Source organism: Actinomadura sp. RB99 (genome assembly GCF_014706005.1).
In the GTDB taxonomy this organism is placed as follows: Bacteria; Actinomycetota; Actinomycetes; order Streptosporangiales; family Streptosporangiaceae; genus Spirillospora.
In genome coordinates, this window is sequence record NZ_JABMCA010000001.1 from 119,418 (window position 1) to 143,620 (window position 24,203).

The 24,203-nt window shown below is 73.6% G+C and carries 25 protein-coding genes; 10 read left to right on the plus strand and 15 right to left on the minus strand.

From position 1 onward, the window contains the following. The first annotated feature begins 235 nt into the window (after positions 1-235). The 6 genes from dnaK to amrb99_RS00670 all read left to right on the plus strand — a co-directional run bounded on the left by dnaK (position 236) and on the right by amrb99_RS00670 (position 9,739). Positions 236-2,095: a molecular chaperone DnaK gene (dnaK, locus tag amrb99_RS00645; RefSeq protein WP_190850726.1), complete on the plus strand. Its 1,860-nt coding sequence runs from the start codon at positions 236-238 to the stop codon at positions 2,093-2,095. Further along, complete coding sequence (gene grpE / locus amrb99_RS00650; RefSeq protein ID WP_190850729.1) at positions 2,092-2,712, plus strand: nucleotide exchange factor GrpE; 621 nt, start codon at positions 2,092-2,094, stop codon at positions 2,710-2,712. Before dnaK ends, grpE begins: the two co-directional genes overlap by 4 nt. A 95-nt stretch (positions 2,713-2,807) precedes the next feature. Next, positions 2,808-3,977 carry a molecular chaperone DnaJ gene (gene dnaJ, locus amrb99_RS00655; RefSeq protein ID WP_190850731.1) on the plus strand — a complete coding sequence of 390 codons (1,170 nt, stop codon included), beginning with the start codon at positions 2,808-2,810 and terminating at the stop codon, positions 3,975-3,977. 4 nt (positions 3,978-3,981) lie between these two features. Beyond that, a complete protein-coding gene (locus tag amrb99_RS00660; RefSeq protein ID WP_151546116.1) occupies positions 3,982-4,428 on the plus strand; it encodes a helix-turn-helix transcriptional regulator in 447 nt (148 codons plus the stop codon). A 21-nt stretch (positions 4,429-4,449) separates the two neighbouring features. Further along, positions 4,450-7,047, plus strand: a complete 2,598-nt coding sequence (gene clpB / locus amrb99_RS00665) for an ATP-dependent chaperone ClpB (RefSeq protein ID WP_190850733.1) — start codon at positions 4,450-4,452, stop codon at positions 7,045-7,047. Between the two features lie 73 nt (positions 7,048-7,120). Further along, entirely contained in the window at positions 7,121-9,739 is a 2,619-nt protein-coding gene (locus amrb99_RS00670; protein ID WP_190850735.1) for a protein kinase, read from the plus strand. 47 nt (positions 9,740-9,786) lie between these two features. Here amrb99_RS00670 and amrb99_RS00675 read toward each other — a convergent pair whose 3' ends face one another. The 7 genes from amrb99_RS00675 to amrb99_RS00705 all read right to left on the minus strand — a co-directional run bounded on the left by amrb99_RS00675 (position 9,787) and on the right by amrb99_RS00705 (position 15,003). After that, positions 9,787-10,158: a hypothetical protein gene (locus amrb99_RS00675; RefSeq protein WP_190850737.1), complete on the minus strand. Its 372-nt coding sequence runs from the start codon at positions 10,156-10,158 to the stop codon at positions 9,787-9,789. Between the two features lie 49 nt (positions 10,159-10,207). Next, positions 10,208-10,591 (minus strand): roadblock/LC7 domain-containing protein, encoded by a 384-nt coding sequence (locus amrb99_RS00680; RefSeq protein ID WP_190850739.1) that lies wholly within the window; start codon positions 10,589-10,591, stop codon positions 10,208-10,210. Positions 10,592-10,655: 64 nt separating this feature from the next. Next, on the minus strand, positions 10,656-11,402 hold the full coding sequence (locus tag amrb99_RS00685) for a transcriptional regulator (RefSeq protein ID WP_190850741.1): 747 nt from the start codon (positions 11,400-11,402) through the stop codon (positions 10,656-10,658). 1 nt (position 11,403) lies between these two features. After that, positions 11,404-11,784 carry a hypothetical protein gene (locus amrb99_RS00690; protein ID WP_190850743.1) on the minus strand — a complete coding sequence of 127 codons (381 nt, stop codon included), beginning with the start codon at positions 11,782-11,784 and terminating at the stop codon, positions 11,404-11,406. Positions 11,785-11,999: 215 nt separating this feature from the next. Then, positions 12,000-13,241 (minus strand): sigma-70 family RNA polymerase sigma factor, encoded by a 1,242-nt coding sequence (locus tag amrb99_RS00695; RefSeq protein ID WP_347256477.1) that lies wholly within the window; start codon positions 13,239-13,241, stop codon positions 12,000-12,002. Continuing rightward, a complete protein-coding gene (locus amrb99_RS00700) occupies positions 13,226-13,579 on the minus strand; it encodes a YciI family protein (protein ID WP_190850746.1) in 354 nt (117 codons plus the stop codon). The genes amrb99_RS00695 and amrb99_RS00700 overlap by 16 nt, the downstream gene beginning before the upstream one ends. A gap of 11 nt (positions 13,580-13,590) precedes the next feature. Beyond that, complete coding sequence (locus amrb99_RS00705; protein ID WP_190850748.1) at positions 13,591-15,003, minus strand: MFS transporter; 1,413 nt, start codon at positions 15,001-15,003, stop codon at positions 13,591-13,593. Between the two features lie 171 nt (positions 15,004-15,174). Between amrb99_RS00705 and amrb99_RS00710 the strand changes: the two genes are divergently transcribed. Further along, on the plus strand, positions 15,175-16,020 hold the full coding sequence (locus amrb99_RS00710; RefSeq protein WP_190850750.1) for an amidohydrolase family protein: 846 nt from the start codon (positions 15,175-15,177) through the stop codon (positions 16,018-16,020). 15 nt (positions 16,021-16,035) lie between these two features. Here amrb99_RS00710 and amrb99_RS00715 read toward each other — a convergent pair whose 3' ends face one another. The 3 genes from amrb99_RS00715 to amrb99_RS00725 form a co-directional block, all read right to left on the minus strand. Continuing rightward, entirely contained in the window at positions 16,036-16,398 is a 363-nt protein-coding gene (locus amrb99_RS00715) for a DoxX family protein (protein ID WP_190850752.1), read from the minus strand. A 100-nt stretch (positions 16,399-16,498) separates the two neighbouring features. Next, the gene (locus amrb99_RS00720; RefSeq protein ID WP_190850754.1) at positions 16,499-16,960 is read right to left on the minus strand and encodes a hypothetical protein; all 462 of its coding nucleotides are present in this window, start codon (positions 16,958-16,960) and stop codon (positions 16,499-16,501) included. Between the two features lie 2 nt (positions 16,961-16,962). Then, complete coding sequence (locus amrb99_RS00725) at positions 16,963-17,652, minus strand: DJ-1/PfpI family protein (RefSeq protein WP_190850756.1); 690 nt, start codon at positions 17,650-17,652, stop codon at positions 16,963-16,965. A 196-nt stretch (positions 17,653-17,848) separates the two neighbouring features. Between amrb99_RS00725 and amrb99_RS00730 the strand changes: the two genes are divergently transcribed. Next, positions 17,849-18,787 carry a helix-turn-helix domain-containing protein gene (locus tag amrb99_RS00730; protein ID WP_190850758.1) on the plus strand — a complete coding sequence of 313 codons (939 nt, stop codon included), beginning with the start codon at positions 17,849-17,851 and terminating at the stop codon, positions 18,785-18,787. A 69-nt stretch (positions 18,788-18,856) separates the two neighbouring features. Next, on the plus strand, positions 18,857-20,539 hold the full coding sequence (locus amrb99_RS00735; RefSeq protein WP_190850760.1) for an SEL1-like repeat protein: 1,683 nt from the start codon (positions 18,857-18,859) through the stop codon (positions 20,537-20,539). 61 nt (positions 20,540-20,600) lie between these two features. On the opposite strand, the gene amrb99_RS00740 is transcribed toward amrb99_RS00735, so the two are convergent. The 4 genes from amrb99_RS00740 to amrb99_RS00755 form a co-directional block, all read right to left on the minus strand. After that, complete coding sequence (locus amrb99_RS00740) at positions 20,601-21,422, minus strand: hypothetical protein (protein WP_190850762.1); 822 nt, start codon at positions 21,420-21,422, stop codon at positions 20,601-20,603. Positions 21,423-21,521: 99 nt separating this feature from the next. After that, a complete protein-coding gene (locus amrb99_RS00745; RefSeq protein ID WP_190850764.1) occupies positions 21,522-22,391 on the minus strand; it encodes a TIGR03619 family F420-dependent LLM class oxidoreductase in 870 nt (289 codons plus the stop codon). Continuing rightward, on the minus strand, positions 22,388-22,918 hold the full coding sequence (locus amrb99_RS00750) for a nuclear transport factor 2 family protein (RefSeq protein ID WP_190850766.1): 531 nt from the start codon (positions 22,916-22,918) through the stop codon (positions 22,388-22,390). Before amrb99_RS00750 ends, amrb99_RS00745 begins: the two co-directional genes overlap by 4 nt. A gap of 78 nt (positions 22,919-22,996) precedes the next feature. After that, positions 22,997-23,437, minus strand: a complete 441-nt coding sequence (locus tag amrb99_RS00755; RefSeq protein WP_190850768.1) for a VOC family protein — start codon at positions 23,435-23,437, stop codon at positions 22,997-22,999. Between the two features lie 183 nt (positions 23,438-23,620). Here amrb99_RS00755 and amrb99_RS00760 point away from each other — a divergent pair, with 183 nt between their 5' ends. After that, complete coding sequence (locus amrb99_RS00760; RefSeq protein WP_190850771.1) at positions 23,621-23,965, plus strand: hypothetical protein; 345 nt, start codon at positions 23,621-23,623, stop codon at positions 23,963-23,965. 12 nt (positions 23,966-23,977) lie between these two features. Here the strand turns inward: amrb99_RS00760 and amrb99_RS00765 are convergent, their stop codons facing one another. Then, the gene (locus tag amrb99_RS00765) at positions 23,978-24,175 is read right to left on the minus strand and encodes a DUF397 domain-containing protein (protein WP_190850773.1); all 198 of its coding nucleotides are present in this window, start codon (positions 24,173-24,175) and stop codon (positions 23,978-23,980) included. Positions 24,176-24,203: the final 28 nt, after the last annotated feature.

The following is a 24,203-nucleotide window of genomic DNA, read 5'->3' on the forward strand; positions in this document are numbered from 1 at the left end:
GTCTTCGCGGGAGTAGTCCCGATGGATCCCGTTTTCTTACACCGGGCCGGGAACTGGAATAGGTGGCTCACACGTCCTGTTCTAGAGAGCGTCAGCAAAGTTGAGTCCGCCCGACTCAAGTCATTTGACAACGAGCCGGGGGCCGGGCACTCTTGCGGACAGACAGACATCGACCGGCCGCACCCCGGGGGCGACCGGGGCGCGATAACACCGGAAACGACGGAGGACGAGAGACATGGCACGTGCGGTCGGCATCGACCTCGGGACGACCAACTCGGTCGTCGCGATCCTGGAGGGCGGCGAGCCCACCGTCATCGCCAACGCGGAGGGGTCGCGGACCACGCCGTCCGTCGTCGCCTTCGCCAAGAACGGAGAGGTCCTGGTCGGCGAGGTCGCCAAGCGCCAGGCGGTGACCAACGTCGACCGGACGATCCGGTCGGTCAAGCGCGAGATGGGCACCGACTGGAAGACCAAGATCGACGACAAGGACTTCACCCCGCAGCAGATCAGCGCGTTCGTGCTGCAGAAGCTGAAGAGGGACGCCGAGTCCTACCTGGGCGAGACGGTCACCGACGCGGTCATCACCGTCCCCGCCTACTTCTCCGACCACCAGCGCCAGGCCACCAAGGAGGCCGGCCAGATCGCGGGCCTGAACGTCCTGCGCATCATCAACGAGCCGACCTCGGCCGCGCTGGCGTACCACCTGGAGAAGGAGAACGAGGCCACCATCCTGGTGTTCGACCTCGGCGGCGGCACGTTCGACGTGTCCCTGCTGGAGGTCGGCGACGGGGTCGTCGAGGTCAAGGCCACCAGCGGTGACAACCACCTCGGCGGCGACGACTGGGACAACAAGGTCGTCGACTGGCTGGTGGAGAAGTTCAAGAACGCCAACGGCGTCGACCTGTCCAAGGACAAGATGGCGCTGCAGCGGCTCCGCGAGGCCGCGGAGAAGGCGAAGATCGAGCTGTCCGGCTCGTCCGAGACGCAGATCAACCTGCCCTACATCACCGCCTCCTCCGAGGGCCCGCTGCACCTGGACGAGAAGCTCACCCGGGCCGAGTTCCAGCGGATGACCTCCGACCTGCTCGACCGGACCAAGGCGCCGTTCAACTCGGTGCTCAAGGACGCCGGCATCACGGTGGGCGACATCGACCAGGTCGTCCTGGTCGGCGGCTCCACCCGGATGCCCGCGGTGTCCGAGCTGGTCAAGGAGCTGACCGGCGGCAAGGAGCCGAACAAGGGCGTCAACCCGGACGAGGTCGTCGCGATCGGCGCCAGCCTCCAGGCCGGCGTGCTGAAGGGCGAGGTCAAGGACGTCCTGCTGCTGGACGTGACCCCGCTGAGCCTCGGCATCGAGACCAAGGGCGGCATCTTCACCAAGATCATCGAGCGGAACACCACGATCCCGACCAAGCGGTCGGAGACGTTCACCACCGCCGACGACAACCAGCCGTCCGTGGAGATCCAGGTCTACCAGGGCGAGCGCGAGATCGCCGCGTACAACAAGAAGCTCGGCACCTTCCAGCTGACCGGCCTGCCGCCGGCGCCGCGGGGCGTCCCGCAGATCGAGGTCACCTTCGACATCGACGCCAACGGCATCGTCAACGTCAGCGCGAAGGACCAGGGCACGGGTCGCGAGCAGTCGATGGTCATCACGGGCGGCAGCGCGCTGCCCAAGGAGGACATCGAGAAGATGATGCGCGACGCCGAGAACTACGCCGAGGAGGACCGCAAGCGCAAGGAGGAGGCCGAGGTCCGCAACCAGGCCGACACCCTCGCGTACTCGACCGAGAAGTTCCTGCGGGAGAACGACGAGAAGGTCCCCGCGGAGCTGAAGACCGAGGTCAACGACGCGATCGCCGAGGTGAAGAAGGCCCTGGAGGGCACCGACGTCGACGCGATCAAGGGCAGCGCCGAGAAGCTCGCGCAGGTCTCCCAGAAGATGGGCGCGGCGATGTACGCGCAGAACCCCGAGGGCGCCCAGCCGGGCGCCGAGGACGCCGGCCCGACGGCCGACGCCCAGGGCGCGCAGGACGACGAGGTCGTCGACGCCGAGATCGTGGACGACGACAAGCCGAAGGGTGAGGCCTCGTGACTTCCTCCCCCCGCGAGGGCGAGGACCAGGAGGGCCCGGTGATCCGCGACAAGCGGCGCATCGACCCGAAGACGGGGAAGCTCCGGGAGCCGGCGGAGGAGCCGGCCCCGGAGGCCCCGGCCAACGGGGGCACCGGGGAATCCGATGAGGAGGTCTCCTCGCTGAAGACGCAGCTGAACGAGCGGCTGGCCGACCTCCAGCGGCTCAAGGCCGAGTACGACAACTACCGCAAGCGGGTCGAGCGGGACCGGGTCGCGGTCCGCGAGCAGGCCCTCGGGCAGGTGCTGTCCGAGCTGCTCCCGGTGCTGGACGACATCGGCCGCGCCCGGGACCACGACGAGCTCACCGGCGGGTTCAAGTCCGTCGCGGAGAGCCTGGAGGCGGTCACCGGCAAGCTCGGGCTCGAGAAGTTCGGCGAGAAGGCCGAGCCGTTCGACCCGACCGTGCACGAGGCGCTCATGCACTCGTACTCGGCGGACGTGACCGAGACGAGCGTCGTGGACGTCCTGCAGCCCGGCTACCGGATCGGGGAGCGGGTCCTGCGGCCCGCCCGGGTCGCGGTGGCCGAGCCCGACCCGAACGCCGGCGCCGACGAGGGCGCCGACGAGGGCGAGTGATCCACCCGCCGGGCCCGTCCCGTCCTGGGACGGGGCGGGCCCGGCGGCGCACGTGAAGACAAGACGCAAGTGGCGATAGCAGAGAGCGGGGCGCCGTGAGCACCAAGGACTACCTGGAGAAGGACTACTACAAAGTCCTCGGTGTCTCGAAGTCGGCCTCGCAGGAGGAGATCAAGAAGTCCTACCGGAAGCTGGCGCGCAAGTACCACCCGGACGCCAACAAGGGGGACGCCGACGCCGAGGACCGCTTCAAGGAGGTCTCCGAGGCGTACGACGTCCTGTCGGACGACAAGCGCCGCAAGGAGTACGACGCGGTGCGGTCCATGCCGGGCGGTTTCCGCGGCCAGCAGGGCGGCGGGGGCTTCCCCTTCGACCTGGGGGACCTCTTCGGGCAGACCGGGGGCACGCAGACGGGCGGCGCGGGCGAGCGCATCGGCGACCTGTTCGGCGGCCTGTTCAACCGGGGCGGCGCCGGCACCCGGACGACGGGCGCGCGGCGGGCGCGGCGCGGCGCGGACGTCGAGACGGACGTGACGCTGTCGTTCGGCCGCGCGATGAACGGCGTGACCGTCCCGATCAAGCTGACCAGCGAGGCGGCGTGCCCGTCCTGCCGGGGCACCGGAGCGAAGGCCGGCACGGTGCCGCGGGTGTGCCCGAACTGCGAGGGCACCGGGCACGAGACCCGCAACCTCGGGAACTTCGGCTTCCAGGAGCCGTGCCGGGAGTGCCACGGCCGCGGGCTGGTCGTGGACGACCCGTGCCCGACCTGCCACGGCAGCGGCCGCAAGCAGTCGGACCGCACCATCCAGGCCCGCATCCCGGCGGGCGTCGCGGACGGGCAGCGGATCCGGCTGAAGGGCAAGGGCGCGCCGGGCGAGAACGGCGGCCCGCAGGGCGACCTGTACGTGAACATCAAGGTGCTGCCGCACAAGGTGTTCGGCCGCACCGGCGACAACCTGACGATGACCGTGCCGGTGACGTTCCCGGAGGCGGCGCTCGGCGCGGAGATCCGGGTGCCGACGTTCCAGGGGCAGCCGGTGACGCTGCGGCTGCCGGAGGGCACTCCGAACGGCCGGACGTTCCGGGTCCGCGGCCGCGGCGCGACGCGGCGCGACGGCACGAAGGGCGACCTGCTCGTCACCGTGGACGTGCAGGTGCCGCAGAAGCTCGACGATCAGGCCCGCGAGGCGCTGGAGCGGCTCCGCGACGCGGGCGCGGGCGAGGACCTGCGCGGCGAGCTGCTCCAGCAGGCGAGAACGGAGTGAGGTCATGGATCCGTTCGGCGACGACACCCCGGTCTATGTGATCTCGGTGGCGGCGCAGCTGTCCGGGCTCCACCCGCAGACGCTCCGCACCTACGACCGGATGGGGCTGGTGTGCCCGGGCCGCACGGCCGGCCGGGGCCGCCGGTACTCGATGCGCGACATCGTGATGCTGCGCGAGATCCAGCGGCTCTCCCAGGAGGAGGGCGTCAACCTCTCCGGCATCAAGCACATCCTGGAGCTGCAGCGCGACAACGTGCGGCTCCGCGAGGAGCTCGCCAAGGCGCACGCCGCCCTGGAGGAGCTCGCCAACGAACTCGAATCGACCCGGTCGGTCGCGGCGCGCCTGGCGCAGCAGCGGCGGCGCGGGGACCCGGGCGGCACTCCCGGCTCCGACCTGGTGCCGATCAGGCAGACCAGTGTCGTGGTGTGGCACGAGCGCAACCGGGAGTAACTCTCTCAGGAGTACGGGGACATGGACGTCAAGCTGACGCAGAAGAGCCAGGAGGCGGTGTCGGTCGCGGCCCGCAGGGCGGCGGCCGAGGGGCACCCCGAGGTGGAGCCGCAGCACCTGCTGGTGGCGCTGATCGGGCTGCCGGAGGGCACCGCGGTGCCGCTGCTGGAGGCGGTCGGCGCGGACTGGCAGGCGGTCCGGCGGCGGGCCGAGGAGCAGCTGGCGGCGATGCCGAAGGCGCAGGGCTCGACGGTCGCGACGCCGCGGCTGTCGGGGCAGCTGAGCCGGGCGATCAACACGGCGGGCGCGCGGGCGCAGCAGCTGGAGGACGAGTACGTCTCGACCGAGCACCTGCTGGTCGGGCTCGCGGCGGACGGCGGCCCGGCGGCGGGGCTGCTGAAGGAGTTCGGGGCGACGCCGCAGGCGCTGCTGGACGCGTTCGAGAAGGTGCGCGGGCACGCCCGCGTGACCAGCGAGAACCCGGAGGGCACCTACCAGTCGCTGGAGAAGTACGGCGTCGACCTGACGGCGGCGGCGCGCGACGGCCGGCTGGACCCGGTGATCGGGCGGGACTCGGAGATCCGCCGGGTCGTGCAGGTGCTGTCGCGGCGGACGAAGAACAACCCGGTGCTGATCGGCGAGCCGGGCGTCGGCAAGACCGCCGTCGTCGAGGGCCTCGCGCAGCGGATCGTGGCGGGCGACGTGCCGGAGTCGCTGCGCGGCAAGCGGCTGGTGTCGCTGGACCTCGGCGCGATGGTCGCGGGCGCGAAGTTCCGCGGCGAGTTCGAGGAGCGGCTGAAGGCCGTCCTGAACGAGATCAAGGAGTCGGAGGGGCAGGTCGTCACGTTCATCGACGAGCTGCACACCGTGGTCGGGGCGGGCGCCGCCGAGGGCGCGATGGACGCCGGCAACATGCTGAAGCCGATGCTGGCGCGCGGCGAGCTGCGGATGATCGGCGCGACGACGCTGGACGAGTACCGGGAGCGGATCGAGAAGGACCCGGCGCTGGAGCGCCGGTTCCAGCAGGTGTTCGTGGGCGAGCCGTCCGTGGCGGACTCGATCGCGATCCTGCGCGGGCTGAAGGGCCGCTACGAGGCGCACCACAAGGTGCAGATCAACGACTCGGCGCTGGTCGCGGCGGCGACGCTGTCGGACCGCTACATCACGTCCCGGTTCCTGCCGGACAAGGCCATCGACCTGGTGGACGAGGCCGCGTCGCGGCTGCGCATGGAGATCGACTCCCGGCCCGTCGAGATCGACGAGCTGCAGCGCGCCGTGGACCGGCTGAAGATGGAGCAGATGAACCTGGAGAAGGAGACCGACGAGGCGTCCCGGCAGCGCCTGGAGCGGCTCCGCGCCGACCTGGCGGACAAGCAGGAGCATCTGAGCGGCCTGAACGCCCGCTGGGAGCGGGAGAAGGGCGAGCTGAACCGGGTCGGCGAGATCAAGGAGCGGATCGACCAGCTGCGCGGCGAGGCGGAGCGGGCCGAGCGCGACGGCGACCTGGAGACGTCCTCGCGGCTGGTGTACGGGGAGATCCCGGAGCTGGAGAAGCAGCTGGAGGCGGCGTCGGAGGCGGCGGACAGCCGCGACACGATGGTCAAGGAGGAGGTCGGCCCGGACGACGTCGCGGACGTGGTCGCGTCCTGGACGGGCATCCCGGCGGGCCGGCTGCTGGAGGGCGAGACGGGCAAGCTGCTGCGGATGGAGGAGGAGCTGGGGCACCGGCTCATCGGCCAGTCCGCCGCGGTGAAGACGGTGTCGGACGCGGTGCGCCGTGCGCGCGCGGGGATCTCCGACCCGGACCGTCCGACGGGCTCGTTCCTGTTCCTCGGCCCGACCGGCGTCGGCAAGACGGAGCTGGCGAAGGCGCTCGCGGAGTTCCTGTTCGACGACGAGCGGGCGATGACCCGCATCGACATGAGCGAGTACTCCGAGAAGCACTCCGTCGCGCGGCTCGTCGGCGCGCCTCCCGGGTACGTCGGCTACGAGGAGGGCGGCCAGCTCACCGAGGCCGTCCGGCGCCGCCCGTACTCCGTCGTCCTGCTGGACGAGGTGGAGAAGGCGCACCCCGAGGTGTTCGACATCCTGCTCCAGGTGCTGGACGACGGGCGCCTCACCGACGGGCAGGGCCGCACGGTCGACTTCCGCAACACCATCCTGATCCTGACCTCCAACATCGGGTCGCAGTTCCTGGTGGACCCGGCGATGGAGAACGGGGTGAAGCGGGAGGCGGTGTGGGCCGCGGTCCGCGACTCCTTCAAGCCGGAGTTCCTGAACCGGCTGGACGACGTGATCCTGTTCGACGCGCTGTCCACGGAGGAGCTGACCCGGATCGTGGACCTGCAGGTCGACCGGCTCGCCGACCGCCTCGCGGACCGGCAGCTCACGCTGAAGGTGACGGAGGCGGCGCGCGAGTGGCTGGCGCTGACCGGCTACGACCCGCTGTACGGGGCGCGGCCGCTGCGCCGCCTGGTGCAGACCGCGATCGGCGACCAGCTCGCCCGCGAGCTGCTCGCCGGGGAGGTCCGCGACGGCGACGAGGTGGTCGTCGACCTCGACGAGGCCGCCGACCGGCTCACGGTCCAGCCCTCCCGGGGGCTGACCCTCACCAAGTAGGGATCTTGCGACGGCTCCGCTCGGGGGCACAATGGCGGCGGAAGTCGCCGTCCCCCGAGCGGAGCCGTCGCGCGTGGAATACAGGATTTCGGAGCAGGGCCAGGAGGCGCTGAGAGCGGCGGTGCACCGGGCGGCCGGTGCGGGCCACGCCGAGGTGGGGCCGCCGCACCTGCTGGCGGCGCTGCTGGACGACGCCGAGGTCGGCGCGCTGCTCGCGTTCACCGGCTTCGGCGCGGTGGCGTTGCGGGAGGAGACGGAGGGGCTGCTCGCGCGGCTCCCGGCGGGTTCCGGGGAACCCGGCACCGCGCCGCGGATGTCGAGCGCGCTGGTCAGGGCGGTCTCGGCGGCGTCCGAGGAGGCCGGGGGCGCGGAAGTGTCGGCCGTCGATCTGCTCGCCGGGCTCGCCGCCGGGGACGATCCGGCGGGGCGGCTGCTGCGCGCGAAGCACGTGACCCGGCAGCGGCTGCGCAGCGAGCAGGCGGGTCGGGAGGTCGTCCGGTCGCCGTACGCGCGGGACCTGACGCTGCGGGCCCGGGAGGGGACGCTCGAACCGGTCGTCGGCCGCGCGGCGGAGTCGCGGCGGCTGGTCGAGATCCTCTCCCGGCGGGACGGCGGGAACGCGCTGCTGGTCGGCGAGCGCGGCGCGGGCAAGAGCGCGCTGGTCGCGGGCCTCGCGCACCGCGTCGAGGCGGGCGACGTCCCGGCCGCGCTGCGCGGCGTCCGCGTGGTCGCGCTCGACCTCGCGGCGATGCCGGACGGCGAGCTCGACCGGATCACGGCGGCGGCCCGGCGCGGCGGCGTCGTGCTCGTGCTGGACGATCTGCACGCGGCGGCCCGTCCCGGCTCCCCGGTGCTCGCGGCGCTCGGCCGCCTCACGGACCCGGACGCGCCGCGGGTGATCGCGACGGCGACGCCCGCCGGGGAGCGGGAGCGCCTCGCGGACCTGCCGGTGCTGCGCCGGCATTTCCAGCGGCTGCCGGTGGCGGAGGCGTCCGTCGAGGACACCGCGATGGTCCTGCGCGTGCTGCGCGCGCGGTTCGAGGAGCACCACGGGATCACGATCCGGGACGCGGCGCTGGTCGCGGCGGCGCGGCTGGCGGATCGGTTCGGCGGGCGCGTGCGGCCGGGCGCCGCCGTCGAGCTGCTGGACGAGGCGGCGACGCGGCTCCAGGTCGACGCGGACGACGCGCCGGAGGAGCTGCGGGAGCTGGAGCGCAGGGTCGCCCGGCTGGAGATCGAGCGGTTCGCGCTGCTCAAGGAGGACGACGCCGCGTCCCGGGAGCGGCTCGCGGAGCTGGACCGGAGGCTGTCGGACGTGCGGATCGAGGAGCGCGTGCTGCGGGACCGGTGGTACCGGGCGCGGGACGACCGCGACCGGACCGCGGGCCTGCGGCGCCAGGTCGAGGACGTCCGCGCCGAGGCGGAGCGGGCGCAGCGCGACGGCGATCTGGAGACGGCGGCGCGGCTGCTGTACGGGGAGCTGCCCGAGCTGGAGCGGCGGCTCGCCGAGGACGCCGAGCGGGACGCGGCGACCGGGACGCCGGACCGTGCCGAGCTGCGCGAGGACGACGTCGCGCGGGTGGTCGCCGATGTTCCGGCCGCTCCGGCCGACCCGATCGGCCTGGTCGACCTGGACGCCACCGACGAGCCCGGCGACCTCGTCCAGCAGGCGGTGGACGAGTCGGCCTTCCAGGAGGCGGCCGGCGAGCCGGACGTGCCCGCCGGGAAGGGCGCCGACGCGGCGTGGGCGCCGCGTCCGCGGCCCGCTTCCCCGTCCCGGACCGGACCGTCCGAGCCGTCCGAGCCGGACGCGGAGACGGCGGGGTCGCCCCTCGGCCTCGCCGACCCCCGGGCCCTCGGCCGTTACCGGCTGCTGCGGCGGCTCGGGCAAGGCGGGCAGGGCGTGGTCTACCTCGCCGAAGACGCGGACGGGCGGCGCGTCGCGGTCAAGGTGCTGCACGCCGCCGCGCTGGACCATCCCCGCGCGCGGGAGCGGTTCTTCCGGGAGATCGAGGCCGCCCGGCGGGTCGCGTCGTTCTGCACGGCGCAGGTCCTGGACGCCGACTTCGCGGGCGAGCTGCCGTACGTGGTGAGCGAGTACGTGACCGGCCCGTCGCTGCGGCGGGCCGTCGCCGAGGAGGGGACGCGCTCGGGCGGCGCCCTGGACCGGCTGGCGATCGGCACGATCACGGCGCTCGCGGCGATAGCGGAGGCGGGCATCGTGCACCGCGACTTCAAGCCGGACAACGTGCTGCTCGGCCCGGACGGTCCCCGCGTCATCGACTTCGGCATCGCCCGGATCACCGACGCCGGCTCGTCCGTCACCGGGCAGGCGATCGGCACGCCCGCGTACATGGCGCCCGAGCAGATCGAGGGCGGACGCGTCGGACCGGCCGCCGACGTGTACGCGTGGGCCTGCACGATGGTGCAGGCGGCGACGGGGCGGCCGCCGCACGGGGCGGACTCGATCCCGCAGATCATGTACCGCAAGCTGCGCGGGGAGGCCGATCTCGGCGACTTCCCGGCACGGGCGTCCGGGACCCTGCGCGCGCTGGTCGGCGAGGGGCTGCGGACCGCGCCGGGGGAGCGGCCGGCGGCGCGGGACGTGCTGCTGCGGCTGATCGGCCACGACGCCCCGGCGCCGACCCGGCTGCTCGCCGAGGGCGCCGCCCGCGCGACCGGCGCCCCCTGAACCGGCGGACGGCCCGGGGGTCCGCCCCCGGGCCGTCCGTGCGCCGCTCAGATCTCGAGGTTCTCCTCGATGTCGCGGAGGCGGTGGCGGGCGAGGGCGAGGTTGGCGCGGCCCCGGTCGAGGGCCATGTAGAGGAACAGGCCCTTGCCCTTGCGGCCGGTCACAGGCCGGATCAGGTGGTACTGGCCGGAGAGGCTGATGAGGATGTCCTCGATCTCCTCCTTGATGCCGAGCTGCTCGATGGTGCGGAGCTTGGCCCGCACGACCTCCGTGTTCCCGGCCGCGGCGACGTTGAGGTCGAGGGCCTTGGAGCTGCCGAGGTGGCCGAGGGCCATCCCGCTGTTGAAGTCGACGACGGCCGCGCCGATGGCGCCGTCGATCGTCATCATTTCCTTGAGCGACAAATCCAGGTTGGACATGGGTCTCTCCTTTTCGGTTCGTCGTGCCCTTTCGGTTCCTCGTGCGGGGTCAGGTGCGGCCGAGGTGCGCGGCGATGGCGCGGGCGGCGGGCCGGGCCTCCAGGTGGAGGCGGCCCACGTTGACGCCCGCTTCGGCGAGGACGGTGAGGGACGCGGTGGGCCCGGCGGCGTAGGTGACGACGTAGCCGTCGACGCCGCGGATGACGACCTCGTGGAAGGCGCCGCCGTGCGCGGTCTGGGCGATGCGGTGCGCGAGGGACAGCCCGGACGCGGTCACCGCCGCCATGCCGGACGGTTCGACGGACGGCGGGAGGTCCGCGGCGACGAGCAGCCCGTCGGCGGACGCGACGAGGCTCCCGGTGAGCCGCGGGACGCGGGCCCGCAGCGTGCGGAGTTCCGCCAGCACGTCCGGTTCGGTCGTCGGCACGGTCACGGTCCCGGCTGGTACGGCCACCTTCGTCAGCCTTTCGATCAGTTTCCCGAAGCGGTCGCGCACGTCACCCGAGCTCCACCAGGGCGGCCCGGAGCCGTGCGAGCAGGTCGTGGTCGGCCGGCGCCCACCCGGCGGGCGGCTCGGCCGGCAACGGCGGACCCGGCGGTGCGGGCGCGCCGGCCGCCGGGTCGTGCGCCGAGTCGTGCGGGCGAGTGCGCAGCAGCGCCGCCGCGGCGAGGCCGCGCACCGCGAGCAGGCAGGCGAAGGCCGTCCGCCCGAGGTCGCGGGCCAGTTCGCCGGGGGTGCGCCGCCCGTCGGCGTTGAGCAGGATCTCCGCCTGGAGCCCGGTGAGGATGACGCGCTGGCGCCGGACGCGCCGCACCGGCTCGACGGGCGCCGCGTCGACGTCGTCGTAGGGCCAGGCGGAGTGCAGGAGGGTGCGGCGCCGGCGCCGCTCGTGGACGAGCGTCGCCGCGGTGATCCGCCGCGCGGGCCCCTGCGCCGGGGGCGGCCCGTCGGCGAACACCGGCTCGGCCGCTGAGCCGAGCAGGAAGTAGGCGGCGTCGAACAGCGCGAGCAGCGCCGGCAGTTCGGGGTCGGGGCCGCCGAGGGCCCCGGTCAGGTCGCGCGGGCCGGGGGCGTGCCGGCTCTCGGCGCGGGTGACGGCTCCGCCGTCGAGGTGGAGGGCGCCGTCGTCGCCGACGCGGAGCAGGCCGGTGGCGCGTTCGCGTTCCAGCATGCCGAGCGTCCGGGCGACGCGGTCGCCGGGCTCCGCGGGGATTCCGGGTCCTCCGGGGTCGCCGTGCGCCATTTCAGCGTCCGGTCATTTCGTCGACGAGGCCCTGGAGCCGCAGCCGCGCGAGGGCGAGGTTGCCTTTGTCGCGGTCGACGAGCAAATGGACGAACAGATGGCCGTCGAGGTCGGCTCCGGTGAGGGCCAGCAGGTGGTATCCGCCGCTGCCGCAGACGATGATCTCCTCGACGTCGTCGCCGGCGGCGGTGGCGCTGAGCGCGGGCGAGCCGAGCACGGCGCGGACGACGTCGGTGGCGCCGGCGGCGTCCTCGTGCTGGTCGACGAGGTCCTCGCGGCCGGCGCTCGCGACGGCGAGGCCGCTCGCGCAGTCGATCAGGGTCACCCGCTGCGCCCCGGGGATCGTCATCATCCGTGCCAGGCAGTCGTCGATACCGGCCACTCATTCCCCCACCGAATGAGAGTTGCAGGAAAGCCACCATAACCCGGTGTTTGTCTCTTGCAACACGAAAGTGTTGATGTGCCACAGAAGGCATGAAACGGGGTATAAATACCAATCAGTATCAGAACCGGTCAGCGCCGTCCGGGATACGGAAGGTGCCCGGAGAGGTGGAATCGGCCGGAACTTTCGTGCCTGTTGTGGAATGACCGCAATCGTCAGTCCGCGCGCCGCTCGGCCTCCGCGAGGCGGGCCGCGAGGAACCGGCGGTCGGGCTCCGCGCGGGCCAGCGCCAGCGCCTCCCGGTACGCGGCCGCCGCCTCCCCGGCGCGGCCGAGCCGCCGCAGCAGGTCCGCGCGCGTCGCCGGGAGCAGGTGGTAGCCGTCGAGCCCCTCGACCGTCTCGACCAGCGCCAGCCCCGCCGCCGGACCGTCCGCCATCGCCACCGCGACGGCCCGGTTCAGCCGGACGACCGGCCCCGGGCTCATCGCCTCCAGCCGCCCGTACAGCGCGGCGATCTGCGGCCAGTCCGTCTCCTCCGCCGTCGCGGCCGTCGCGTGGCACGCCGCGATCGCCGCCTGCACCTGGTACGGGCCCGGTTCCCCGCGGCGCAGCGCCCCGTCCAGCAGCCGGACGCCCTCCGCGATCCGCGCGGCGTCCCAGCGCGAACGGTCCTGCGCGTCCAGCGGCACCAGGTTCCCCTCGGCGTCCTGGCGGGCCGCGCGGCGCGAGTCCTGGAGGAGCAGGAGGGCGAGCAGGCCGTGCACCTCCGGCTCGTCCGGCATCAGGCCGGCCAGGACGCGGGCCAGCCGGACCGCCTCCGCGCACAGGTCCGCGCGGACCGGGTCCTCCCCCGCCGTCGCCGCGTACCCCTCGTTGAACAGCAGGTACACGACGCCGAGCACCGCCGCCGTCCGCTCCGGCAGCAGGTGCGCGGGCGGCACCCGGTACGGGATGCCCGCCTCCCGGATCTTGCGCTTCGCGCGGACGAGCCGCTGCGCCATCGCCGGCTCCGCGACCAGGAACGCCCGCGCGATCTCCGCCGTCGTCAGCCCGAGCAGGGTGCGCAGCGTCAGCGCGACGCGGCCCTGCATCGGCAGCGCCGGATGGCAGCACGTGAAGATCAGCCGGAGCCGGTCGTCGGGCACGCCGCCGGTGTCCGCCGGCTCGTCCGGACCGGTCATGGTGCTCAGCTCCCGCAGCTTCTCGCGTTCGGCGGCGCCGCGCCGCAGCCGGTTCACGGCGTGGTTGCGGGCGGCCGTGGTCAGCCAGGCGCCGGGGCGGCGCGGCACCCCGTCGCCGGGCCAGCGCTCCAGAGCGCGCGCGAACGCCTCCTGGGCGCACTCCTCGGCGAGGTCCCAGTCGCCCGTCATCCGGATGAGCGTCGCGACGACGCGGCCCCACTCCTCGCGGAACGCCGCCGCGACGGCCCCTTCGGCGTCCGTCAGTCCTCCCGCCACGGCCAAAGCGGCCTCACCTCGATCGAGCCGCCGCGCGCCACCGGGTGCGCCGCCGCGACCTCCAGCGCCTCCTCCAGGTCGGCGCAGTCGATGAGGTCGAAGCCGAGGATCTGCTCCTTGGTCTCGGCGAACGGCCCGTCCGACAGCAGCGTCTCGCCGCCGCGGACCCGCACGGTCGTCGCGGTGTCGGACGGGCGCAGCCGGTCGCCGAACCTGCGCACGCCCCGGCCGTCCATCTCCGCCACCCACGTCTCGGTGTCGGCGATCATCGCCGCGCGCTCCTCCGGCGACGGCTCGGGCCCGCCCTCGACACCGCAGATCAACAGCATGTACTGCATGGTCCCTCCTCCTACTTCACTCTGACTCGTTCCGGCTCCGGAACTGTGCGCCGGGCCGGGTTCGCGAGCAGCATGCCCGCGACGAGGGCGCCGGCCAGGGCGATCCCGGCCGACACGTCGAACGCCCCGCGGAACCCCGCGGTGAGGGCGGCGGGGCCGGTCCCGTCCGTCCAGGTCTGGACGGCGGTGGACGCGGCGGCGACGCCGAACGCGCCGCCGAGCTGGAACGACGCGGTGTTGATCCCGGACGCGAGGCCCGCTTCCCCGGCGGCGGACCCGGCGAGCGCGGCGACCGACCCGGCCACCCCGCACGCGCCGAGCCCGGACCCGAGCAGCGCCAGGCCCGGCAGCAGCCCCGCCGCGTACCCGGTGCCGGCGGTCACCCGGCCGAGCGCCAGGCAGCCCGCCGCCATGGCGGCGAGCCCCGCCACCGCGACGGGACGCGCCGCGCACCGTCCGAGCGCCGCCTGCGCCGCGTACGACCCGGCGACCGCCGCCACCGGCAGCACCGCCGTCGCGAACCCGAACGCCAGCGGCGAGTACCCGAGCACGCCCTGCGCGTACTGCGACACGGCGAACGACGTCCCGAACACGGCCGTGGCCGCCGCGAGCGTCACCGCGTTCCCGCCGGTCAGGGTCCGCGACCGGAACGTCCGCAGCGGCACGAGCGGCGCCGCCGACCGCGACTCGGCCCGCACGAACGCCGCGCCCGCGAGGACGGCGACCGCGAACGCGCCCGCCGTCCACGGGCTCGTCCAGCCCTCCTCCGGTGCGCGGACCACGCCGAACACCGCCGCCGTCACCGCGAGCGTCACCGACACGGCGCCCGCCGGGTCGTACGCGCGCGCCGCGCCCCGGCTCTCGGCCAGCAGCAGCGGCCCGAGGACGAGCAGCAGCGCCGCGACCGGCACGTTCAGGAAGAAGATCGCCCGCCAGCCGAGCACGTCCGTCAGGGGGCCGCCGGCCAGCAGCGCCGCCGTGCCGCCGAACCCGCCGACGCCGCCCCACACGGCGATCGCGCGGTGCCGCTCGGGGCCCTCCCCGAACGTCGCGGTGACGATCGACAGCGCGCTCGGCGCCATCAGCGCCGCCGACAGCCCCTGGAGCACCCGCGCGCCGATCAGCGCCCCGCCGGTCCAGGCCAGCCCGCACGCCAGCGACGCGACGAGGAACAGCGCCGTCCCGGTGAGGAACGTCCGGCGGCGCCCGGCCAGGTCGGCGGCGCGCCCGCCGAGCAGCAGCAGGCCGCCGAACCCGAGCAGGTAGGCGCTCAGCACCCACTGCGCGCCGCTCGCCGCGAGCCCGAGGTCCCGCTGGATCGACGGCACGGCCAGCAGCACGATCTGCGAGTCCAGGATCACCATGAAGTTGGCCGCGCAGAGCAGTGCCAGTGCCTTCCACCTGCGCGGATCCGGTTCCGCCATCTCGATTCGCCCTCCCGTGCCGACGCCTTCGCACAGACGACAAACGGGAACGGCCGGAATCGACACCCGGCCCGGATCTTTTTCCGGCCCCTGAGGCCGCCGCCGGATTCCGGCGGCCGGGCTCGGCGGTAGCGTGGGCGATTGCCGAGCAAGCATATGTTTGGGGGGACGATGGAGTTCGTCGACGCGCACGTGCACTACTGGGACCTGAGCGCCCACGAGGACCGGTACCCGGGCCTTCAGCGGTTCTTCCCGGAGGTGTACGGCGACTACCTGCCGGACGACCACCGCGCGGACGCGGCGAAGGCGGGCGTCGACGTCACCGCGGTCGTGCACGTCTCCGCGACGTCCGCGCCGCGCGCCTACCTCGCCGAGACGAGCTGGCTCGACGGCCTGCACCGCGCCGACCCGGCCCGTCCCGCCGCGATCATCGGCGGCCTCGACCCGCGCCGGTCACCGGACACCGTCGAGGAGGACCTCGACGCCCAGGCCGCCTCCCCCGCGTTCCGCGGCGTCCGGATGCTGAGCGGCGTGGACCCGGCGGCGGCCGCGACCGCCCGCGCGCTGCGCCTGCTCGCCGACCGCGGCCTGGTGTTCGACCAGATCATCCGTCCCGCCGAGGCCGCCGCGTACGTCCCGCTGCTGTCCGGCGCACCGGACCTCGCGGTCGTGGCCGAGCACGCCGGCTGGCCCGACCCGGACGAGCCCTTCGCCGACTGGCGCGCCGGGATGGCGCGGCTCGCGGCGCTCCCGAACGTGCACTGCAAGATCTCCGGCCTCGGCATGGCGCTCCGCACCACGGCGGTCGGCGACCTGCGCCCGTACGTCGAGAGCTGCCTCGACCTGTTCGGCGTCGACCGCTGCTTCTTCGCCAGCAACTTCCCGGTGGACGGCGTCGGCGGCACCTACGCCGACCTGCTCGCCGCCTACCGGGAGATCACCGCGAACCTGACCGGCCCCGAGCGCCGGGCCCTCTTCTCCGCCAACGCCCGCCGCCGCTACCGCCTCGGCGGCTGAGGCCCGCCGCACCGGTCAGAACCGTCCGCAGGCGACGAAGACGCCCATGGCCAGGTAGGTCACGTTCGCCAGGACGGCCACGCGCTCGTGGCGGCGAAGGTGGGTGGCCATCGCGCCGACCATCAGCAGCACCCAGCAGACGGCGGTCACCGGCACCATGACGGGCGCGATGCCGACGATGGCGGGCACCACGATGCCGATCGCCGCCAGGATCTCGACGGCGCCGAGCGTCTTGACGAAGGCGGCGCTCCTGTCGCCGGTCCAGGCGCCGCCGGGGGCCGCGGTCAGCGTCTCCTTCGGCACGAGCACCTTCGTCGCGCCGCCGAACAGCATGACGGCGCACAGCAGGCCCGCGACGATCCACAGCGCGAGGTCCATGGGATTCTCCCTCCGGAGTCAATGTGTCGTGCACAAGACACCGGGCTCCGGGGCCGTGTCACGGGCGGCGGCCGTGAGACGCGTCACGGGCGGGCGCCGGTCACGCGCCCGTCGTGGAACCGGGGCGGACGATCATCACGATGGTGACCGCGGCCCACAGCACGTTGAACACGCCGGTCGGCATCGCGATGCGGGCCGGGACGAGAAGTCCGAAGCCGGGGGTGCCCGCGGCGGCGACGGCACGGTGCTGGGCGGGCAGGATCAGCAGGGCCAGGACGGCGGCGGCGACGGCGGTCAGCACGATCGAGACGATCAGCCAGGCGTCGCCGAGGACGCCGAGCGCGCTCGCGGTCGTGAAGCCGAAGGCGGGGACGGCGAGGCCGGCCACCGCGTAGACGCGGCAGATGCGGTTCAGTGTCCGGAGGGTCGCGAGGGCCGCGGAATCGTCCGGACCGGCCTGCGCGCGGCGCAGCGCCGGAGGGAACATGCTCGCGGCGACCGCGACCGGCCCGATGGCGATCACGGCGGCCAGGACGTGCAGGATCAGGAAGAACTTCGCCACGGTCAGCGCTCCCCGGCGGGCACGGGGCCGGCGGCTCGCCAGACCGTGCCGCGCCGCTCGTAGGCGAACAGGTCCTCGACGGCGTGCGCGATCCGCGGGCCGACCTCGCGTTCCAGCAGGTAGAGCCCGAGGTCGAGGCCGGAGGTGACGCCCCCGGCGGTGACGAGGTCCCCGTCGTCGACGACGCGGGCGCGCACGGCGCGGGCGCCGGCGGCGCCGAGCATGTCCATGCCCATGTGGTGGGTGACGGCGTGGCGCCCCTCCAGCAGGCCGGCCATGGCGAGGACGAGCGAGCCGCCGCAGACGGTCGCGACCGTCACGTCCGGGTCGTCCATCGCGGTCTTGAGCAGGGCGGGCAGCTCGGTGGTGAGGGTGCGTCCCAGCCGGGCGGGGACGGTGTCGTCCGGGTGCGGTTCGCCCGCCCCGGCGTCGCGGTCGGGGGTGTCGCCGGGGTCGTCGAGGCGGCCGGACGCCCCCGGGACCACGATGACGTCCGCGCGTGCGGGGTCGAGGGCGGCGGTGGCGCGGAGCGCCAGCCCGCCGGTGCCGCCGACGACGTCGCGCGGCCCCTCGGCGGAGACGAGTTCCACGCTCACCGCCCCGGACGCGGCGCCGCCGGCGTGCAGCACCTCGAAGGGGGCGACGGCATCGAGCGGATCGAAGCCGTCGAACAGGACGATCTGGGCATGCAAGGGAGGCTCCTTCGGTAGCGGGTGCCGGGATCACGGCCGACGCTAGAGGCCCTCCGCCCTCGTCCCCCAGTGGCATTAGTGCCAGCCTTCAACGGATTAATGCCAACGCTCAGATCACGCCTATGAACTGGGATGACAAGCAATCAGCACCCCGTCCGCCATGTCATTCCATCCGGCGGGGAGGTAGGTTCGCGCCATGCACACCGTCGCCGTCCTCGCGCTGGACCGGGTGATCCCGTTCGACCTGGCCACGCCGATCGAGGTGTTCACCCGCACCCGGCTCCCGGACGGCCGTCCCGGCTACCAGATCCGGGTGTGCGCCGAGCGGCCGGAGATCGACGCGGGCGCCTTCACCCTCCGCGCGCCCTGGGGGCTGGACGGGCTCCGGGGCGCGGACACCGTCATCGTCCCCGGCACCGCGACCCCGCTGGACCCGCTGTCCCCGGCCGTGCGGGACGCGCTCCGGGCGGCGGCGGAAGGCGGCACGCGCATCGCGTCCATCTGCTCGGGGACGTTCCCCCTCGCGGCCACCGGGCTCCTCGACGGGCTGCGCGCGACCACGCACTGGCTCGCCGCGGACCGGCTCGCCGCCGCCCACCCGGAGATCGACGTCGACCCGGACGTCCTCTACGTCGACAACGGGCGGATCCTCACGTCCGCCGGCGCCGCCGCCGGCCTGGACCTGTGCCTGCACCTGATCCGCCGCGACTACGGCTCCGCGGTCGCCGCCGACGCGGCCCGCCTGTCGGTCATGCCCCTCGAACGCGAGGGCGGGCAGGCGCAGTTCATCGTGCACGACCACCTGCCCACGCCGCGCGGCTCCGCCCTCGAACCGCTGCTCGGCTGGCTCGAGGACAACCTGGCCCGCGACCTGTCGCTCGCCGACATCGCCGCCCGCGCCGGGACCAGCACCCGCACCCTGATCCGCCGGTTCCGCGAGCAGACCGGCACGACGCCGCTGCAGTGGCTGCACCGCGCCCGCGTCCGCCGGGCGCAGCACCTGCTGGAGACCACGGACCACCCGGTCGAGCGCATCGCCGCGCAGGTCGGGTTCGGCTCGCCCACCGCGTTCCGCGACCGCTTCAAGAAGACGACCGGCGTCAGCCCCCACTCCTACCGCCGCGCCTTCAGCTGACCGCCCGCCGCGCTCGGCCTTCTCCGGAACGGGACGCCGCACCCCCGGACCAATGACACGATCTTGGACATGGATCAGGACGAGACCCGGACCATCGAGGCGCGCGGCGAGGGCCTCGTCGCCGCGGCCCTCGCGGGCGACGCGAAGGCCGCCCGCGCGCACACCGACTTCTTCGTGTTCGGCCGCCGCGTCGACGAGGGGATCCCCTACTGGGAGCGGGCGGTGGAGGCGGGCGACGCCTTCTCCGCGTACACCCTCGCCCGCTACCGCAAGATCCGCGGCGACCGCGCGGAGGCCGAGCGGCTCTACCGGCTCGCCGCCGACCGCCACTCCGGCTGCGCGTACGGCCTGGCCGTCCTGCTGAAGGAGAACGGCGACCCGGAGGCGGCCCGGTGGTTCCGGGAGGGCTGGGACATGGGCCGCCTCGACTGCAAGATCGAGCTGGGCAGGCTCCTCGCGGCCGAGGGGAAGCCGGCGGAGGCGGCCGCGTTCCTGATGAAGGACGCCGGGATCGGGGACATCGCGGTGTTCCGGTGGGTGCAGCTCTTCGAGGGCGTCCGCGAGACGTTCGACGGGATCGCCGCCGCCCTCGACACGGCGGAGGAGACCGGGGACGGCGACGCCGCCGTGGAGGCCCTGGCGCCGCTCGACGGCATGGACCGCGAGTTCAAGGACTACCCCGGGCTGACGGCCGAGGCCGAGGAGTACCTCAGCAGGGCCGGGGCGCTCAGCCCGCGGGCGCTCGTGGAGCACGCGATCTTCCTTGAGCGGCAGTGCGCCGGCGACCGCTGGGCCGAGGCCCGCGACATGCTCCTGCGCTCCCACGCGGCGGGGTACACCGGCGCGTCCTACGTCCTTGGCGTATTCCACGAGGAGCGCGGCGACCTCGCCGAGGCCGAGCATTGGTACGCCCTCGCCGCCGACGCGGGACACAAGGCCGGGGGGCTGAGGCTCACCAGGATGTACCTGCTGCAACGCCGCCTCGACGAGGCGGAGGCACGGCTCGGCGGCCTCGATCCCGAGGACGAGGCCGTCGCCGAGCGCCTCGCCCTCCTCGCCGAACTGCGCGACGAGGACGAGGTACCGCCCGACCAGGATCTGCGCCGGCTGCCCGACCTGCGCGAACGCGCCGAGGCCGGAGACGCCCAGGCGTCGTACGCGTACGGGAGGATGCTCTACGAGTGGTGCGACGCGGCGGAGCGCTCGACGGTCCGCTGGTACGAACCCGCGGCGCTGGCCGGCGACGCGGCGGCCGCCGCCGATCTCCGGGAGCTCTACCGGACCCTGGGCGATCCCGTCCGCCGCGACCACTGGACGCGGGTCGCGGCGGAGGCCGGTGACCGCGACGCCTGCAACGCCATGGCCTGGCTGTCCGACTACCACCGCGACTACCAGGAGGCCGAGCGGTGGTACGTCCGCGCGGCCGACGGCGGCAGCGCGCTGTACGCGATGATGGCGGGCAAGGCCCTCGCCCAGGGCGGCAAGTACGAGGAGGCCCAGCCGTACCTGCGCAGGGCCTGGGAAGAGGGATGGGACGAGGCGTTCGGCACCGAGACGGCGGGCTACTACGGCCTCGTCCTGAACCGGACCGGACGCCACGATGAGGCCGCCGACCTGCTGAGCATCGCCGCCGCGAGCTGGTGGGAGGACGTCAGGTCGCGCTACGACACCGACGACCTCGACATGCTCTCCCGCATGCTGGACCCCGAGGAGGAGTTGAAGGCCGCCGAAGAGGCGCTCGCGGCCGGCTGACGAACCCGACACCCCCGCCGCCTTCCCCGGCCGACGGGAAGGCGGCGGGGCATGAAGGCGGTCAGGACGTGGTCTGGCGGTAGTTGTAGAGGTACGTCGCGAGCCGCCCGGAGACAGCGTCCAGGGCGTGCATCTGCGCGCCGTCCGAGGTCGGGAGGAACGCCAGGCCCTCGGTCTCCGAGCCGGAGGGCAGCGACGACGCGCGGTCGAAGACGTCGGTGACCTGGCCGGTGTCGGGGTCGATCCGGTAGATGGACTTGGCGTCGTTGTTCGAGGACGCGTAGAGGTCGCCCTGGTAGATCTTCGCGCCCTGGACGCTGCCGATCGCCGTGCTGAGCGGGACGGTCTTGACCAGATGAAGGTCCGCGAGGCTGTAGACGTTCAGCGCGGGAGTCGGGTTGTAGGCGGACGAGTAGACGTAGCCGCGCGCCGCGTCCACGGCGACCCAGGGCGCACCGTCCGGCTGCACGCTGAGCGGCAGCGCGTACGCGGTGCCGGTGTACGTCAGCGTGGTGGCGTCATAGAGCGCGATGTAGGGGTGCCGGTAGTCGCTGCCGTCCTCGATCGGCGCGTAGATCTTGCCGTTGTAGTAGTCGATGTCGCCGATGTGGTTCGCGCCTTGCGCGGAGAGCTGCGCGGGGATGGCGAGAGGGTTGTTCGCCAGCACCGTCCGGCCGTCCAGGGTGACCCGGCTGAGCCCTAACTTCCACGAGAAGTACCAGGTGGTGCCGTCCGTCGCGATGCCCTGCGACCGCTGCAGGGCGTCGGTGAGGTAGTAGGTCTGCCGGGAGGTCTGCTGCCACGTCTCCGCCGCCGAAGCGGCCGGGGTGGCGGCGAGGGCCAGTCCGGCGAGGGCCAGGGTGCAGGCGATGCGCCGTCGCATGGGGGACTCCGCTCTCCGAGGGATGCGCCGGACAGATCATCGGACAGTTCCGCCGCCTCCGGGAGACCCCATGTCCAATAAGCTTCGGCGCCCGCCCGCTCACGCCTCGCGGTCGAGCCCGGCCGCCTCCGCGAACGCCTCCAGTTGCTCCAGGTAATGCGCGAGGGACTCGTGCCGCACCGTCAGGTTGATCTGCGTCGCGCCCGCCTCCTCCGCCGTGGCGATCACTTCGCGGGCCCGGCCGGGATCGTTGACGGCGTCGAGCCGCTCGCCCGGGGTGAAGACGACGTCGAAGCCCTCGGGCAGGTCGTGCCGGTCGAGCATCTCCCGCATCAGCTCCGGCGTCGGCCCGCGGAACGACTGCGGCGCGGGCGCCCAGCCGTCTCCGAGCGTGACCGCGCGGCGCAGGGCCCGCTCGCTGTGCCCGCCGATCCACAGCGGCACCCGCTTCTGCACGGCGTGCGGGTCGATCACCATGTCCCGGAACGCGTAGTACGGCCCCTCGTACGACACCGTCCGTCCGGACAGCGCCGCCCGCAGCGCCGCGAGAGCGTCGTCGGCGCGCGGCCCGCGGTCCTCGAAGGGGACGCCGAGCAGGTCGAACTCCTCCTTCAGGTTCCCGACCCCGAGCCCCAGGACCAGCCGCCCGCCGCTGAGGTGGTCGAGCGTCCCGTACCGCTTGGCGATCTCCAGCGGATGGTAGAAGGGCAGCACCAGCACGTACGGCAGGAACCGCAGCCGGGTGGTCAGCCCCGCCAGGAACGAGAACGTCGCCAGCGGATCGTAGAAGCGCTCCCCGCGCGGCAGCCCCGGCGGGACGGCCACGTGGTCCGGGCAGGTCATGAACGCGTACCCCAGCCGGTCGGCGGCCTGCGCCACCCGGACGAGCTCGGCCGTCCCGGCCGCGGCCTCCCACGCCGGGCGTCGCCCCGCGAGCGCCACGATCGGCGAGCTGATCCCCGCCTTCACGCGCCCGCCTCCGTCCCGCGCAGGCTCCGCTGGAGCCGGATCAGGGGGTCGTCGCCGTCCCTGGTGCCCGACGGGCCCGCGGCCTCCTTCGGCATCAGCCGTCCTGCGTCGGACCTCGTCCATTCCCGGACGGCCCACCGCTCGGCGATCGCCCACCGCCCGTCCCGCCACGCCATGTGGTCGACGAACCGCACGCCGCTGGTGAAGTTCGCCCTTGCGTCGCCGGACGGCTCGCCCCAGTGGACCGACGTCCCGTACGTCTCGCTTATCGCGGTGTCGCCGAGCAGCTCGACCAGGTGGTTCGCGACGATGTGCATCGTCCCGCCGCGCCGGGCGCGCAGCTTCGGCTCGACCCAGGCGAGGTACTCCTCCACGGACCCGTCGAAGCCGGTGTGATGGTCGACGGCGTCCGGGTGGTAGGCCGACCGGACGAGCCCGAAGTCCAACCGGTCGATCCCGCGGCAGTACCGCAGGACCACGTCATGGATCTCCTGCCGATCGGACCACTCGCTCCGCTGCGCACCCATAGCGCCCGAGTCTGCGCGCCCCGCCTCCCGTCCCACCCCACGGTCCCGCTCTCCGGGACGGGTCCTCGCGGCGGGCGCTCAGCCGCCGAGGCCGGTCACGGCGCCGCGGGCGTCGAGGCGCAGGCCCGGCGCCCAGGCGATCTCCCAGCGGTTGCCCTCCGGGTCGGCGAAGTACGCCGAGCGGCCGCCCCAGGACCGGTCCACCGGTTCCGCCACCACCGTGGCTCCGGCCGCCACTGCCGCCGCGAACGCGGGATCCACCTGTTCACGACGGTCGACGTTGCAGATGAGCGTGATCCCCGACCACCCGGCAGGGGCCGGAGCACCGCCAGCCGCCTCGGCCGCCAGAAGGTCCGCGGGATACAGCGTGAGCAGGACTCCGCCGAGCAGGAAACCCGCCCAATTGTCGTCGCTGGACGGGAGCTCCTCCCATCCCAGACCACGGTAGAACCGGCGCAACCCGGCCATGTCCCGAGCGCCGAGCGTCACGGCGGACAAACGAGAGGGCACCTCAGACATGCCCAAGAGCATGCGCCCACCCCACACCCCAAGCAAGGAACCCGCGAGCCCCGCGTCTCGGTGTCGGCGGAGTGCAACGAATCCGCGTCATCGACCATGTTCTTCGCGCCCTTGGCCGCTCGCAGCCCCCTAAGGTACTGGCCCATGGTTGCAAGAGGAGGCCGCATCGGCGCGGCTGTGGTGATGGCGTTGCTCTCCGCCGGTTGTAGCGGCGAAAGCGACGACGGCCCCGTTCCAGCGGCCGTTCAGACGACCAGATCGGCGAGCAGCGTGCGCGTGCCGAAGCCGACGGCGGAGCAGAAGGCGCCCTATCTGGCCATCGCCGCGCAACTCAACCCCGGTCTGGGCCACGACAAGGAACTGGCCATGGAGCACGCCGACCGGATCTGCAAGGGCATCCTGGGCGGCCCCACCTACGGGTCATCGCTCATCGAGTTCGCGAGGGCAGAGCTCTCTTCCGGCTCCAGGGACATCTCCGTGGCGGAGACCGAGCGGGCGGTCAAGGCCATCAAGCTGTGGTGCCACTAGCCCCGAAGGGGACTACGCCAGGTCGAGAGCACCGCTCCGGACGCGAGCGAGAAGAGCGGCGAAGGACGCGCGGTCCAGCGTGACGCGCCCGCCGTTCGGGTCCTTGCTGTCGCGCAGGCCAACGCCGCTCACCAGCGCGGCCACCTCCACGCAGTCCGAGCCCGAAGTGCCGCCGCTGTAACTCGACTTCCGCCACCGCAGAGCGGTCATGCCACGGCCTCCAATGCTTCGTCGGATG

Bases quoted from the DNA above. Each gene is read 5' to 3' on its own strand.
- dnaK (WP_190850726.1), top strand. From the start codon at position 236: ATGGCACGTGCGGTCGGCATCGACCTCGGGACGACCAACTCGGTCGTC.
- amrb99_RS00660 (WP_151546116.1), top strand. From the start codon at position 3,982: ATGGATCCGTTCGGCGACGACACCCCGGTCTATGTGATCTCGGTGGCG.
- clpB (WP_190850733.1), top strand. From the start codon at position 4,450: ATGGACGTCAAGCTGACGCAGAAGAGCCAGGAGGCGGTGTCGGTCGCG.
- amrb99_RS00675 (WP_190850737.1), bottom strand. From the start codon at position 10,158: ATGTCCAACCTGGATTTGTCGCTCAAGGAAATGATGACGATCGACGGC.
- amrb99_RS00685 (WP_190850741.1), bottom strand. From the start codon at position 11,402: ATGGCGCACGGCGACCCCGGAGGACCCGGAATCCCCGCGGAGCCCGGC.
- amrb99_RS00700 (WP_190850746.1), bottom strand. From the start codon at position 13,579: ATGCAGTACATGCTGTTGATCTGCGGTGTCGAGGGCGGGCCCGAGCCG.
- amrb99_RS00705 (WP_190850748.1), bottom strand. From the start codon at position 15,003: ATGGCGGAACCGGATCCGCGCAGGTGGAAGGCACTGGCACTGCTCTGC.
- amrb99_RS00710 (WP_190850750.1), top strand. From the start codon at position 15,175: ATGGAGTTCGTCGACGCGCACGTGCACTACTGGGACCTGAGCGCCCAC.
- amrb99_RS00715 (WP_190850752.1), bottom strand. From the start codon at position 16,398: ATGGACCTCGCGCTGTGGATCGTCGCGGGCCTGCTGTGCGCCGTCATG.
- amrb99_RS00730 (WP_190850758.1), top strand. From the start codon at position 17,849: ATGCACACCGTCGCCGTCCTCGCGCTGGACCGGGTGATCCCGTTCGAC.
- amrb99_RS00735 (WP_190850760.1), top strand. From the start codon at position 18,857: ATGGATCAGGACGAGACCCGGACCATCGAGGCGCGCGGCGAGGGCCTC.
- amrb99_RS00740 (WP_190850762.1), bottom strand. From the start codon at position 21,422: ATGCGACGGCGCATCGCCTGCACCCTGGCCCTCGCCGGACTGGCCCTC.
- amrb99_RS00750 (WP_190850766.1), bottom strand. From the start codon at position 22,918: ATGGGTGCGCAGCGGAGCGAGTGGTCCGATCGGCAGGAGATCCATGAC.
- amrb99_RS00755 (WP_190850768.1), bottom strand. From the start codon at position 23,437: ATGTCTGAGGTGCCCTCTCGTTTGTCCGCCGTGACGCTCGGCGCTCGG.
- amrb99_RS00760 (WP_190850771.1), top strand. From the start codon at position 23,621: ATGGCGTTGCTCTCCGCCGGTTGTAGCGGCGAAAGCGACGACGGCCCC.
- amrb99_RS00765 (WP_190850773.1), bottom strand. From the start codon at position 24,175: ATGACCGCTCTGCGGTGGCGGAAGTCGAGTTACAGCGGCGGCACTTCG.